At 41.5% G+C, this 14,429-nt stretch carries 14 protein-coding genes; 6 read left to right on the forward strand and 8 right to left on the reverse strand.

Annotated features, from left to right (window positions below):
* Positions 1–636 (forward strand): 2-polyprenyl-3-methyl-6-methoxy-1,4-benzoquinone monooxygenase, encoded by a 636-nt coding sequence (gene coq7, locus FTU44_RS00330; RefSeq protein ID WP_100355338.1) that lies wholly within the window; start codon positions 1–3, stop codon positions 634–636.
* Between the two features lie 142 nt (positions 637–778).
* On the opposite strand, the gene FTU44_RS00335 is transcribed toward coq7, so the two are convergent.
* Positions 779–1,480, reverse strand: a complete 702-nt coding sequence (locus FTU44_RS00335; protein WP_180049057.1) for a DUF1003 domain-containing protein — start codon at positions 1,478–1,480, stop codon at positions 779–781.
* 282 nt (positions 1,481–1,762) lie between these two features.
* Between FTU44_RS00335 and FTU44_RS00340 the strand changes: the two genes are divergently transcribed.
* Positions 1,763–2,464, forward strand: a complete 702-nt coding sequence (locus tag FTU44_RS00340) for a VIT family protein (protein ID WP_005097209.1) — start codon at positions 1,763–1,765, stop codon at positions 2,462–2,464.
* Positions 2,465–3,059: 595 nt separating this feature from the next.
* Here FTU44_RS00340 and FTU44_RS00345 read toward each other — a convergent pair.
* The 4 genes from FTU44_RS00345 to FTU44_RS00360 all read right to left on the reverse strand — a co-directional run bounded on the left by FTU44_RS00345 (position 3,060) and on the right by FTU44_RS00360 (position 6,131).
* A complete protein-coding gene (locus FTU44_RS00345) occupies positions 3,060–3,497 on the reverse strand; it encodes a 2-amino-4-hydroxy-6-hydroxymethyldihydropteridine diphosphokinase (RefSeq protein WP_100355339.1) in 438 nt (145 codons plus the stop codon).
* Positions 3,454–3,834, reverse strand: coding sequence for a dihydroneopterin aldolase (gene folB, locus FTU44_RS00350; protein WP_074383219.1), 381 nt, complete (start codon positions 3,832–3,834; stop codon positions 3,454–3,456). The genes FTU44_RS00345 and folB overlap by 44 nt, the downstream gene beginning before the upstream one ends.
* Positions 3,835–4,003: 169 nt before the next feature.
* The gene (locus FTU44_RS00355; protein ID WP_005097212.1) at positions 4,004–5,302 is read right to left on the reverse strand and encodes an AarF/ABC1/UbiB kinase family protein; all 1,299 of its coding nucleotides are present in this window, start codon (positions 5,300–5,302) and stop codon (positions 4,004–4,006) included.
* A 58-nt stretch (positions 5,303–5,360) separates the two neighbouring features.
* Entirely contained in the window at positions 5,361–6,131 is a 771-nt protein-coding gene (locus FTU44_RS00360) for a HesA/MoeB/ThiF family protein (protein WP_180049294.1), read from the reverse strand.
* Between the two features lie 481 nt (positions 6,132–6,612).
* Here FTU44_RS00360 and FTU44_RS00365 point away from each other — a divergent pair, with 481 nt between their 5' ends.
* On the forward strand, positions 6,613–7,143 hold the full coding sequence (locus FTU44_RS00365; RefSeq protein WP_005097216.1) for a pyridoxamine 5'-phosphate oxidase family protein: 531 nt from the start codon (positions 6,613–6,615) through the stop codon (positions 7,141–7,143).
* Between the two features lie 243 nt (positions 7,144–7,386).
* Here the strand turns inward: FTU44_RS00365 and FTU44_RS00370 are convergent, their stop codons facing one another.
* From FTU44_RS00370 to FTU44_RS00380, 3 genes are all read right to left on the reverse strand, one after another.
* Positions 7,387–9,033, reverse strand: coding sequence for an AMP-binding protein (locus tag FTU44_RS00370; protein ID WP_180049059.1), 1,647 nt, complete (start codon positions 9,031–9,033; stop codon positions 7,387–7,389).
* Between the two features lie 267 nt (positions 9,034–9,300).
* Entirely contained in the window at positions 9,301–10,437 is a 1,137-nt protein-coding gene (locus FTU44_RS00375) for an acyl-CoA dehydrogenase family protein (protein ID WP_100355343.1), read from the reverse strand.
* 247 nt (positions 10,438–10,684) lie between these two features.
* Positions 10,685–11,455, reverse strand: coding sequence for a 3-hydroxyacyl-CoA dehydrogenase (locus FTU44_RS00380; protein ID WP_005097220.1), 771 nt, complete (start codon positions 11,453–11,455; stop codon positions 10,685–10,687).
* Between the two features lie 137 nt (positions 11,456–11,592).
* Between FTU44_RS00380 and FTU44_RS00385 the strand changes: the two genes are divergently transcribed.
* The 3 genes from FTU44_RS00385 (at position 11,593) to FTU44_RS00395 (ending at position 14,225) form a co-directional block, all read left to right on the forward strand.
* Positions 11,593–12,615 (forward strand): AraC family transcriptional regulator, encoded by a 1,023-nt coding sequence (locus FTU44_RS00385; protein WP_180001141.1) that lies wholly within the window; start codon positions 11,593–11,595, stop codon positions 12,613–12,615.
* A gap of 227 nt (positions 12,616–12,842) precedes the next feature.
* Complete coding sequence (locus FTU44_RS00390; protein WP_100355344.1) at positions 12,843–13,196, forward strand: hypothetical protein; 354 nt, start codon at positions 12,843–12,845, stop codon at positions 13,194–13,196.
* Positions 13,197–13,343: 147 nt separating this feature from the next.
* A complete protein-coding gene (locus FTU44_RS00395; protein ID WP_180049061.1) occupies positions 13,344–14,225 on the forward strand; it encodes an IS982 family transposase in 882 nt (293 codons plus the stop codon).
* The last annotated feature ends 204 nt before the right edge of the window (positions 14,226–14,429 follow it).

The raw sequence follows: 14,429 nt of genomic DNA on the forward strand, positions 1-14,429 counted from the left end.
ATGCGTCAATATACAGGTGTCGACAAGCTGATTCATTCTTTTGATCAGGCATTACGCAGTCTCGTCCCGGGCACGACATCGGCACAACGTGAAAATCCAGCCCAACCGGTAGAAACACAATTGACGGTGAGTGATGCCCGTCATGTGGCAGGTTTGATGCGGGTCAATCATAGTGGTGAAGTGTGTGCACAGGCGCTCTATCATGGTCAGGCCATGACGGCGAAACTTCCGAATGTGCGTCGTGAGATGGAACAGGCGGCAGTTGAAGAACAGGATCATCTGGCCTGGTGTGAAGACCGCTTGAAAGAACTGGATAGCCATACCAGTCTGCTCAATCCGGTCTGGTACGGCCTGTCCTTTGGTATGGGCGCGCTGGCCGGAATTGCCGGTGATAAATACAGTCTGGGTTTTGTCGCAGAAACTGAACGTCAGGTGAGCATGCATTTGCAGCATCATATCAGTCAGTTGCCGCCGCAAGATGAGCGTTCTCGGCGCATTCTGGAACAGATGAATGAAGATGAGCTGCATCATCGGGATACAGCGTTGAAGGCAGGCGGTGTAGATCTGCCTGCTCCGGTCAAAATCACCATGACAGCTATTTCCAAACTCATGACCAAGACCAGTTATTTTATTTAAAAAGATCGATCCGATCTCAGCCCACGCATTGTGGGCTTTTTAATGTGTCTCAAATTTTGATCTAAATTTATTCGCTAAAGATATGCTATCATCCTTTATTTGCAATCCATATAAAATATGAGAAATACCACAGCTTTTCATTTCAATATTTCTTGCTCATTTCCGAGAGTAAATCCAGCTGGATTTCCTGTATTTGCGCCAGCCTTTCCCATTGATGCATTAATAGATGATCGAGTTTTTCATGTAAATGCTGGATTTCCAGTTCGGCTTTTAAATTGATCTGATAATCATTTTGAGAACGTAGACGGTCTTTTGCCTCTTGTCTATTCTGACTCATCATAATGACCGGTGCCTGAATTGCCGCGAGACAGGACAGAATTAAATTTAACAGGATAAAGGGATAAGGATCGGCAGGCTGAGTTACCAAAACAACCGTATTAATCGTAATCCACAGACCCAGAAAAATTGCAAAGCAAATTAAGAATGTCCAGCTTCCGCCAAAAGTTGCAATTTTATCGGCGAGCTTTTCGCCCAGAGTCCACTTTTGCTCTAATGCTGTTTCCACATTTTTAGTAATCAGTTCATGCTGATGCATGCTATGAATCACTTCAAACTCAAGATCAGTCACTTCACCCTTTTCCGAACTTAATAATGAATGTACATACTGTATGCGGTACCGGGTTAAATCTGCCTGGCAAATATAATCTTGCGGTGTCCAGCCTGGAATATCCCTGGCAATCTCTTCGGTAATGACTTTTCTGACTGTTCCCATCGGGGTGAGATTTTTCAGAAGAAAGTGCTTGCCGCATACCAAGCATTTATGGCTTTCATGTTTTTCTTTCATGATAATTCTCTTTTTAAACCAACTCACTCAGCTATTATTTTGTTCGATATATTTGATTTGCTTTAATCATTTTTACCATTTGTAAATCAATTATGTATCAAGTGCGTCTGATTTCTTGAACTTATGAATCTCACTTCGATTTTATCTTGGATTGATAAAAGGCTAAGCCAAGCGCACGATGATCAGATCATTCAAGATAATTTTCAGATCGATTCAATCCTACTATCTATACATGACTTAAATTTACTATAATCATGATGATAATAAAAAAGGGGCTTCATTGTGCGCCATTCATACCATCTTGAAAAACATTATATCGAACGCGCGGGTTGGCTTCGTGCAGCTGTACTGGGGGCAAATGACGGAATTATTTCGGTCACCAGTCTGGTGGTGGGTATTGCAGCCAGTGGAGCATCCACAGAAATTTTATTGGTGACCTGTGTTGCCGGCTTAATCTCTGGCGCTGCCTCGATGGCGGCCGGTGAATATATTTCGGTTAAATCCCAGCAAGATATTGAAACCAATGATCTACTCATGGAAGAGCGCGAACTGCAACGCCATCCCACCCATGAATTAAATGAACTCAAAACGATTTATATACAACGAGGTCTGGAACCCGCTTTGGCACAACAGGTCGCTGAACAGCTGACCGACCATAATGCCTTGGATGCCCATGCCCGGGATGAAATTGGTATTTCAGCACATACCTCGGCTCAGCCCTTTCTCGCTGCATTTTCTTCGGCTATGGCATTTACGGTAGGTTCATTATTTCCTTTAATTTCAATCATGATTCTACCGGAACACTATCTGGATAAAGGCGTCATGCTGATTGGCGTTTTAAGTTTGGGGATGATGGGTGCACTGGCGAGCTATGCCGGTGGAGTAAGTGTCTGGAGAGGTGCAGTCCGGGTGATGCTCTGGGGAATTATCGCCATGTTATTCAGTGCGTGGATCGGATCATTATTTAATGTGTCTGTTGCCTAAATATGGGTTTATTTTTTAGTTAAATACAGAATAGGATTGAGCGGTTCTTCTATTAACATCACTGAAAAATGTTTTTTCGAAAAACTAACGGCTCTAACAAAACTTGAGTTTAATTAATATATGTTCGGTCTTAATTTAGATGCTTAAAACCTAAGATCTATGCCTGAGAGGTATTGTTATGGAAACTACGATCATTCTTGCCATCTTGGCGATCATTATCGTATTGCTGATCATTTTTTATAACAAGAAAAAGTGAAATAGCGATGATTCATTTCTTGCTACTTTGAGGTTTTTTATCGAGCTTAAAATAAATTCCAGAGCTTTAAATCAATCAAATATTAATTCCCTGTCGGAAAACCATGAAATCCCCATTGGATCACATAAAGGATCCCAAGGATTAAAATCACCGAAACCACAATTTCCAATATTTTCATTTTTAAATGATTCCTAAACTCTGCCTGAGCTATCTTATCTGAATTTTTCTTTTCATATAAAAACAAAAAACTGCATCATAAAAAAGCCTGATCTTGCTTGATCAGGCTTTTAAACATTCGTATTGCATAAATTACATCAGCAAAAAATTAGGTGATTTGATTTAAATCAGCTGTTCAACTCTTGGGAAACAATGTAACTCATGCTCGAATACAGGGTCTTGCCAGATATCAAACATGGGAACTTTTACATCCAAAGCCAGGGGCAATTTTTTTTCATTAAACTGCATATGTCGAAGATCTGATCCCCAGGCAATCAGATCTACATCCAGGGTAATTTGATGCGATGGACGTGTCCGCCCTGATGCCTGTTCCAGCTGTTTGAGCAGCTCAATAATTTCTGCACTCGACACCGAACTTTTTAATAGACATGCCGCATTCCAGTAGTCAGCTCCAATGCCATCCCGGCAAGGAATCCTATAAATGGGAGAGAACTGGACTTCTCCCCATTCAGAAATACCTTGCTGTGCAGCTTGAAAATGTTGTTGAGGATGACAATTACTCGCTAATGCTAGAGCGAAAATCGTTTCGGTGGCGTTCAAGACGTATCCCTACAGAATTGGCTTGCGCGATAATGGCAGGCTTACGGATCGTAATATTAATCGATTCAATTGCTGTAAAGGTAGTAAAAAGTGCATTCAGCACTAACTTTGCTGCATGTTCAATCAATTCAGGCTGAGCTTCTTGAATGACCTTGGCTGAAATCTCACAAATTTCTGCATAATTCAGCGTATCTGCAAGAGCATCTGAATTTGATGCCTGTTCTAAATCGGTTTGAATGGTCAAATCCAGCATTAAAGGCTGAATAATTTGACGCTCCCAGTTAAAGCAGCCCACGACTGTTTCAACCTTTAAACCTTCAATAATAATGGCGTCCATTGGATTGCTCGAGAATATGATATTTACAACTAATCTCCCTAAATCCCTCTTTTATAAAGAGGAACTTTTATCGCTTATACTTTATCAAGCAGTGAAACACTCCTCCCTGAGCGATTTTAAAGCGCTGCTTTAAAATTTGCGCAAGGAAGGGAGGTCGGGAGGGATTAAATTAATGCTTTAACAGTAAATTCGGATCAATGTCCTGAATCATTTGCAAACGCTGATCGGCATAGATATCGGTATATGGTGCCAAAATTCGCATAAAACGGTCGAAATACAGCATTTGCTTAAACAGCAAAGCAAAGTCGCGCGGGAAGCGGATGCCGTGACGTTCACCCACAGCCACCATATCCATCATGATATCGTTCAGATCAGCCGGATTTGATGTTAACAGCTCCTGAGGGTCTGCCATCAATACGCCACTGAATAAACGCTCAAGATCCGCTGCCAGAACTTTGGTATCAATCTGCACAGCAGTCATACCCATTTTCAGCATGTTCTGTGCCATCAACTCATAATTGGTATGTTGCAATGAATCCATAAATGCCATACATGCCGTCCATACCTCAGGTTTGAGCTGGCCAACAATGCCAAAATCGATAAAACCGACACGGCCATCTTCGAGCAGCATCAGGTTGCCTGCATGCAGATCGGCATGGAAACTGTTACACATCATCAGGCTGCCAAACCAGGTGTTCATTGCGGTAATGAGTACTTGAGATGGATCTTTGGATACTTTTTTGACCACTTCAAAATCGGTCAATGGCACACCATACAAGCGTTGCATGGTCAGCACACGACGGGTCGAATACTGATGATAAACCTTAGGTGCAGTCGCTGCCTTATTATTGGTGATATTCAGATAATTGACAAAATCATCCAGATTCTGTGCTTCTTCGATAAAATCAACTTCACGTACCATCCGGGTTTTGATTTCATCAACAATATCGGCCAGCGAAGCGAATTTGACTTTGGGCACGGCTTTTTCCAGCACTTTGGTCGCCCAGTGCAGTACATTTAAATCGGTGTATAAAATGGTTTCCACACCCGGTTTTTGTACCTTAATCACGACATCTTCGCCAGACACCAGCTTGGCCGCATGCACCTGTGCAATAGACGCAGAGGCCAATGGCGTTTCATCAATCGAGGCAAAGATCTCATCCAGATTACGCCCTTCAAATTCAGAGGCCAACACTTGCTGGATATAACTGAACGGCAAGCGTGGAGTCTGATCCAGACAGCCCTGAAATTCTTCTACATATTCACGCGGAAATAGAGACGGCGTACTGGCAATAAACTGCCCCAGCTTGATATAAGTTGAACCCAGAGATTCAAAAGTCTCCCGCATGAGTTTGGCATTGCTTGGCTTTTCAGTAGCATATTTAAAGCCCGCCTTTGCCGCAACGACCGCTGTTTCTCCCATGCGGGCAACTGAACGTATTCCATCTAACCAGATATTGTTTTTCATAATGTCTTAGGAAAAATTAATTACATGCAGTGTAGCAAAAAAAAATAAATTTGCAGGCTTATCTTGCCTGACAGATCGGGCAATCTGTATCTTTTTCGAAAGCGAGAATCCGTTGTTTAAAACTCAATCCATCCCATAACAGCAGTTTTTGTCTGAGTGGCATCAATCCCAAACCCAGATATAACAAGGTATGATGGGCTTGCAAGCTGGCCATCACGTTAGGCGTGGTCGCCAGTACTCCGGAATCTGCACAGCGCAGACTTTCATCGGCCTGATTCTCGGGTGGGAACAGGCAGGCATAGCAGGCCGAATCCCCTTCGAGCATAAAAAGTTGCCCTTGCAGGCCAATCGCCGAGGCACTCAACAAAGGTACATTCAGTTCTACACAGCGCTGATTAACCAGATAACGTGTCGCAAACTGGTCGCAACCATCCAGCACCAAGTCCTGATGCCAAATCACACTGACTGCATTTTCAGCCGTTAAGGCCTGATTAATATATTCAACCTGTACGTTTGGATTAATTTGGCCCAGTCGTTTCGCCAGAATTTCTGCTTTGTAAAGTCCAAGATCCTGCGGTGTAAATGCAAGTTGTCGCTGTAAATTGCTCATCTCGATCGTATCTGGATCGATTAGGGTAATTTTTCCTACACCGGCACGTGCCAAAAGTTCTGCCAGTGCACAGCCAATTCCACCACAACCAACAATGCAGACATTAGAAAATTTTAACCGTTCTTGAGCGTCAATATCCCAGTCATCTAAGAGAATCTGACGGCTATACAAATGTAATTCAGCATCGGTGAGTTCGAATTCTGGGGATATGGCATCCATATTAAATGTAGACAACGTCTTTCCTTGTTTCGAAAATTTTTAACAATGATCGCAAAATTGGCTTTACTGATGTTTCTAAAGGCTAAAAATCTTTGGAAGATCAATTTCACAGTCAATTCACAGCACATCAATAAATGGTTTGGCCATCGCTGAGCCAAATAGCATATCAGCTAAACGCTCGGTATCAAGCTGCAGCCACTAGGGCTTGGCATGATTTTTTTGAATCACCTCAATTAAACAGTTCCGGCAAATGGCTCTCCAGTTTATAAAAGGCGTCAGACCTGCTGTTATTAAAATCTTTGCTATTAAATTACCCTGTACATTAAGTTGTCTTGTTTAGCGATTCTGTAGTCTCTGCCTGCATTTGCGTATAAAAATGTATGAGTTCAGTGAGACCTCAGGCATCTGTCTCTAAATATGATTAATCTGAAAATACCAAGCAATCTTTTCAAGTTTTCATAAAATCGTATGGAGAACATACATGACCGAGCATAACAATACTCAACATGATAATCGTGAAAAATTATGGGAATTGATCAAGGATGTCCGTTACACCATGATCAGCCATTTAACTGACACCCATGAAATCCATTCCCAGCCAATGACCATGCTGAACTCCGAACAGATGAATGAACGTCAAAATTTATATTTCATCCTGCGTAATACCAATGATCTGGTCAAAGCAGCAGAAACAGGCCGTGGTCAAATTGGATTGTCTTTTGCAAAACCATCAGATGGTATTTATGTGTCAATCAGTGCCCATGCCCAGATTAGTACCGATCGTATTCTGATTGAACAGTTGTGGAATCCATGGGCAGAAAACTGGTTTGATGGCAAGGATGATCCGACTGTACGGGTACTGATTGCTGAAGCGGTCAGCGCTGAATACTGGAATGTGACCGACAATAAAGTCACCCAGCTCTTTAAAGCTTTAAAAGGTGGCGTTACCGGTGAAGCGGGTGAGCCACATGCGGAACACCAAAAAGTAAATTTACAAACCAATATTTGGTAATGGATACATTTAGCCTCTTAGGACTAAGAGGCTAAATTTTTGATATATTTAATCTTAAACCTTGTCGTAATTTCAATGTAATTACATCAACAATGTATTTCGCTTAATTTAATTCGTACTTTTGAAAATAAAATCTTGTAAAAATCAGTCCTATCTCTAATTTAAAATTTAACTAGAAAATGCTGTATTTTGTCAAAAAACCACAGGCTGCCATGGCAGCCTTTTAGCACTCAATCAAAAAAACTAACTGACTCGCTTCATTTCTTGAAGTTTGGCAATTTCCTGCTGTTTGAGTAAATTTCGCTGAATTTTTCCACTCGATGTTTTAGGTAAACACTCGACAAATTCAATCTCTTTTGGGTAGGCATGCTTGGATAGGCGTGAACGCACATAGCTTTGCAGCTTCAGCATGAGTTCTTCAGTGGCTGGATAGGCTGGTTTAAGCACCACAAAGGCTTTCACAATTTCTGTCCGTTCTGGATCTGGTTTACCGACGACTGCAGATTCAAGCACTTCTTCACATTCCAGCAAGGTACTTTCCACATCAAAAGGCCCTACACGATAGCCCGAAGTTGTAATGACATCGTCCGCACGCCCAATAAAATCAATACCGCCATATTCATTCAGTTTTACAGTGTCACCGGTTAAATAATACTGCCCGACAAAAGACTTTCGATTATGACCGGCATAGCCTTTAAACCACATCAAGGGTGAAGCCGAACAGTCAATTGCCAAGATTCCAATCCCGCCTTTTTCGACTTCCTGATGTTCTGCGTTCAATACCGCAAAGCGATGCCCCGGAATCGCAAATCCAGCTGAACCCACTTTTTTATGATGCTCCAAGCCATGATGATTGGCGATCACCATACCGAGTTCAGTCTGTCCATATTGATCATAAATATTCACATTTAAATCATGATTGAACCACTGGATCACTTCAGGCGTAAGCGGTTCACCTGCACTACTGACCACACGCAAATGCGAACTGATGCCTGCATCAAATTTTTCTTTAAAGCCAAAGAACATCCGGAATGCAGTTGGCGAGCCAGTCAGGTTACTGACTTTATATTTCTCAATGATATGTACAGCATTATCGACGCTAAATCCACGTTCATCCATAATGATGCTATGACCTAAACTGAGCGGGCCCGCAATGCCATAATATAGTCCATAGGCCCAACCTGGGTCGGCCAGATTCCAGAAGGAATCTTCTTCTCGCAGATCTACGGCGTGCAGCATATAGCCTTTAAAGGCCAACAACGCTTTTAAAGGTACAGGAACCGATTTTGCCAAGCCTGTGGTGCCTGAAGTAAACATCATCAGAAAAATATCATTAAATTGGCCACTCACTGGCTCAAACTCTTCTGACTGCTGCTTTAACTCGGTCCAAAAGTCAGCATCCGGATAATGATCTGCCACTGCCTGATGTACGGTCAGAATATTTGGAATATTCAGATCATGCAGTTTCAAGCGCTGCTCTTGATCGGTGACAATCAGTTGAGTAGCGGCTGTACTCATACGATGCTCAATTGCTTTACTTTCAAAGGCAGTGAACAAAGGCTGATAGATAGCACCGATCCGCCAGGTGGCCAAAATAGTAATTAAGAGTGCAGGTGTTCTTGGCAGTAGTCCAGCTATACAATCTCCTGCTTTTAAACCCAGAGAATGCATATAATTGGCCAGCTGTCCTGAAGCAGTTGCCAATTGTTCAAATGTCCACTGCTCTGTTTGACCATTTTTGCCTTCCCAGATCAGCGCGGTTCGGTTTTGGCCAAGGTAACGTCCACAACATTCAGTATAGGCATTGATGGACTCTGCATTTCCAGCCAGATGTTCCTGAACCATATTTTCAAAATTGAAATCAACATATGCTTGTTCTAGTGTCTTCATGACGACAACCTCTATCCTGTTGTATTTTTCAGGCGACCTTGCCTGAGTGTGTCCACTTATCGTTGTTGTTCCTGCTGATTCCATCAGCATAGTTTCTTCACATCTAATTCATGCCTGATGACTAAGACATGAATCATGCTGCTTTATTTATCTTCTGCGTACTGTCTGTCTTTAGCTAATCAGGGTTGCTTGATCCTGGCAATTTCCATATCCATCAACCGAAATGCCAGATTTGAATATCGACCAAAATCTATTTTTTAATCAAAATCAACGTTGACAGACTTCACGCGCAATCACCAAACGTTGAATATCCGATGCACCTTCATAAATTTGGCTCACGCGCACATCACGGTAAATACGCTCTACTGGAAAATCAGAGACATAACCGTAGCCACCATGAATCTGAATCGCATCGGAACAGACCCGTTCTGCAATGGTTGATGCAAACAGTTTTGCCATTGAGGCTTCTTTTAAGCAGGCTAAACCAGCATCTTTTAAAGTTGCCGCATGCAAGGTCAGCTGACGTGCCGCTTCAATTTGTGTCGCCATATCTGCCAGCCTGAAAGCCACTGCCTGATGCTGCACAATTTCTACACCAAAGGCTTTACGTTCATTGGCATATTCCACCGCTGCATCCAGCGCAGCCCGAGCCATCCCGACTGATTGTGCTGCAATACCAATACGACCAGATTCAAGATTGGACAAGGCAATTTTGTAGCCTTCACCTTCCTGACCCAGCAGGTTTTCCACCGGAATCCGGCAGTTATCCAGAACAATCGTCGCGGTATCGGAACAATGCTGACCCATTTTCTCCTCTAGGCGTGACACGATATAACCCGGTGCATCGGTCGGTACCAGAAAACATGAAATGCCTTTTTTCCCTGCCAATTTATCTGTCACAGCAAAGACTAATGCGATCTGTGCATGTTTGCCCGTGGTAATAAACTGCTTGGTGCCATTAAGTACCCATTCATCGCCATCACGTTCGGCCCTACATTCTAAAGAACTGGCATCTGAACCGGCCTGAGGTTCTGTCAAGCAGAAACAACCCAGCCATTCACCGGTGGCCAGTTTAGTTAAATACTGCTGTTTCTGTGCTTCGGTGCCATAACGCTGGGTAATCCCACAAGGCAAAGAATTCTGCACACTAATAATAGTCGAAATTGCCCCATCTCCTGCGGCAATTTCCTCAAGTGCCAAAACCAGAGAAACATAATCCAGACCTGCACCGCCCCATTCTTCAGCAACGGTCATACCCAGTGCGCCAAGCTCACCCAGTTCTTTGAGTTCTTGTGCAGGAAATTGTGCTGTTTTATCGCGTAAGGCCGCTGTTGGTTTCAGTTTCTGCTGCGAATAATTGCGCATCATGTCCTGAATCATTTTTTGTTCATCATTTAAAATCATTGAACTTCCCTTTCTATATCTATTTTATTTACTTCAAGCTTTTTACTATTGAGATCGTTGGAACGTCAGTTAAGGCGGCATGGATGTCGCCTGCGAAACTGAGATACAGGGATGTATCTTCAGTTTCGCAAAGGATTTTTGTTTCTTTTGATCCTTCAAAAGAAAATGCATGCTTAAACAAAGTCATTTAAATTCAATGAGAAACTGGCAGCTGTGCAAATCATCATGTCCTATATAAATCGAAGACTTATTTAGGCTGCATGCGAATCGCGCCATCCAGACGAATCACTTCACCATTTAAATAGCTATTTTCAAAAATATGCCCCACCAGCTGGGCAAATTCCTGAGGTTTAGCCAAACGTGATGGGAATGGCACCATTTGTCCCAAAGCATCCTGAACATTTTGCGGCATACCTTTTAGCATCGGGGTTTCCATAATGCCCGGGGCGATGGTCATCACTCGAATGGCTTCACGTGCCAGTTCACGAGCCAAAGGTAAAGTCATCGCCACCACTGCACCTTTGGAAGCAGCATAAGCGGTCTGGCCAATTTGACCATCATAAGCGGCGACCGAAGCGGTATTTACAATCACGCCACGCTCTTCTTCACCAGATTGCAGTTCATATTTTGCAATTAACGCCGCTGCATGACGTAGCATATTAAATGTGCCATTCACGTTAATATTCAGCACTTTTTGGAACATCGCCAATTCATGAATACCGTTACGCCCCAGCACTTTGGCAGAAGGTGCAATACCTGCGCAGTTGATCAAACCATTCAGTTGAGCATACGCATTTTCGACATGTGCAAAGAACGTTTCTACGGCCTGCTCATCGGTGACATCTAGCTGTACAAATTCAGCCTGCTCACCCAGTTGTTGCTGTAATGCCTCACCCTGCTCTTGATTCATATCGACCAGAATCACTTTGGCACCGTGTGCAACCAGATGCGTGGCTGTCGCTGCACCCAAACCCGATGCTCCCCCGGTAATCACAACGACTTTTCCCTGAATTTTCATATTTCTTCCCTGATAATTTTCTATTTGAGATACGACTTAATATGCAGAGTAAACAGAGTTTTTATTCTGTACAATTTCCAAATATTGCATCTTGCCTGAGGTATTTGGACAATAAAAATGAGGATGTCACACTGAACATGCATAAGCCTGCACTGGAATATAGCAAAGGGACTATTTCGATCGACTTGGTCAAGGAAGCCTTGCTCGATGCCAAACGATTAGAATTTGATATCTCTACTATTCTGAAAAAAGCCAATATTCCAGCCGAAGTACTCAATGCACCTCAAGCGCGCGTGTCGGTAAGCCAGTTTGCCCAATTATGGACAGTGCTTGCAGACAGCATGAATGACGAATTTTTTGGCATGGACAGTCATGCCATGCGCCGTGGCAGCTTTAAATTGCTTTCAAAAATGCTTATGCAGGCAGATACACTGGAAAAGGCGCTACAACACATTTTGCAATTTCTCAACTTGATTCTGGACGATCTGCAAAGCACGCTTCTCGTTGAGGAACACTATGCCTATATCGTGATTTATGATTTAAAATCTACAAAACGCATGTTTAGTTATGCGACCTATCTGATGCTGATTCATACCTTGATCTGCTGGTTAAGTGGACAACGGATTTTGCTGAATCAGATTCAATTAAAATGTCCTGCACCACTCGATGATTTTGATTATAAAGTCCGTTTTTGTGAACAGATTGAATATCAGGCCAATGAAAACTATGTGCAGTTTGATGCAAGCTATCTGCAACTGCCGATTAAGCAGGATGCTCAATCCTGGTATCAGTTTATTCAACAAACGCCTCACAATTTATTGGTGCGTTTTAAAAATCCTTATGCACTCAGCACCCAGATTCGCAGACAGCTTCTGCAAGTTTCACCGTCAGAATGGCTAGAACTGAATGATCTTGCCTCAAAAATGAATATGTCCGAGGCGACCATGCAACGGCGTTTAAAAAGCGAAGGGGTCAGCTACCAGCAATTAAAAAATGAAATACGCCGGGATACCGCAATCGAATTATTGACGCGTACTGAGCAAAGCTTGCAAGACATCAGTGACCAGCTCAACTTCCAGGAATCCAGCGCCTTTCATCGTGCCTTTAAGAAATGGACTGGAGTCAGTCCGGGAGCTTATCGTCAAAATAATATTAGATAATTTATATAAATTAATACTTAAAAAATATTAATAAAATTTTATTGAAACTTAAGTTCATATTTTTACTGTGATTATAAATTTCAAGCCCTGCAGCATATATTAGCAGGACTACACAGTCATCCAGAAAGCTTTGCAATTCGACTGAGAATAGATTATTTTTCACTCAATTTATAGCACTTTGCTATTGGCTGTACTCCCAAATTTTCTCCTAAGTTGAAGGTATTTTCATGTTAAAGATGACTGATGTTCTTGAACAGAATCTTGTTCAAAACTTCGCCAATGCTTTAGTTCATTCAGCTGATCAAATCTCTGAACAGCTTAATCAAGCTATTTTAAGTGCCTCTGACTCAGCGCTTAAAGATGTTGTGGTTCAGTTCTTTAACCGTGTTGATGCAACTGAAACTGCCGCAGCCTTAGAAATTCCGGCAGATCGCATTGTCGCCCTGCAACAAGGTATTGCGCTCAAAGATGAACAATACTTGGCAGATACCGTGAAAGTTGTAGCGCTTTGTCTGGCAATGGAAACCGGTGGCTTAGATCAAGTCGAAGTCTATGACTGCCTGCAAGACTATCCGGTCTAAATTGAACCAACCCCAAAAAAGCGATGCAGATGTATCGCTTTTTTTATACTTATTCATTTATCTTACGCGAATCTCAACTTTCTAAACTATTGAAATAAAAAGGACATAACACAATTTAGATTTCGACCAAGAAAACTACCTCGTGTTATGTCCATTTACGAATTTATCATTTCTGTGTATTTATTCATAGATTCTTGCTATTCACTTATCGTCACAAAGCCATTAAGAACGAGAGGATTTCCTCCAGCTTTAACCGATATTGAAATAATGACTATACAAATTGTAGGTGAATTTTTAGGATTGGATTCTGATAAAAATATCTGGAAATATTTTAAACACAATTACTTAGACTGGTTTCCAAAATTAGGTTCTTATCCTAATTTCTGTAAACACTATGCAAATTTATGGCAAGTCAATCAGCAAATTATGACCAAGATTAGAAAAACCTTTATGCACGATAATATTCATTTTATTGATGGTTTTCCTATTCCTGTTTGTCGCTATGCTCGAGCAAAAAAACATAGAAATTTTAAAACCGATGCTGGCTTCAGTTATTGTGCAGCTAAACAAGAAAAATATTATGGTTTTAAAGGACATATTGTGATTAATTTCCCAGGAATGATTACAGATTATACTTTTGCTCCAGCAAACTGCGATGAACGAGATGTTGCACCTGAAATTACACAGAATATTCATGGTTTGCTTGGTGCTGATAAAGGGTATTTAAGACCTGAACTAAAAAAATATTATGATTTACAGTCTGTTGACTTACAAACACCATTTAGAAAAAATATGGTTGATCATCGACCGAAAGAAGCTATGAGAATACTAATGAATGCCCGAAGGAAAATTGAAACAGTTATAGGACAACTAACAGCGCAGTTTAATATACAAAAAGTCAGGGCTAGAGATCTATGGCATTTATCTCATCGTATCACTCGAAAAATTCTTTCACATACAATTTCAGTCGTTTTAAATTCTCAATTAGGTAGTCCTCCTTTACAGTTGGAAAACTTAATTAAAAGTTGAGAGTGGCGTTTATCTTGATGCAATTTATTTTCTATATTTATTGCCTTGTTTTACATAAAATTCAGCTTATTCGGTTTGATGCTAGATTTTAAAGAATTTCATATAAGTTTTCCTTAGTTAGTAACCCTACTAATTTTTTATAATTTCAAACACTTAAATAAGATTTTTTAAATATTTTATTTTTTGATTTTCTTATCTGTTTTT

The organism is Acinetobacter sp. YH12105, from assembly GCF_013419095.1.
Lineage (GTDB): Bacteria > Pseudomonadota > Gammaproteobacteria > Pseudomonadales > Moraxellaceae > Acinetobacter > Acinetobacter pseudolwoffii.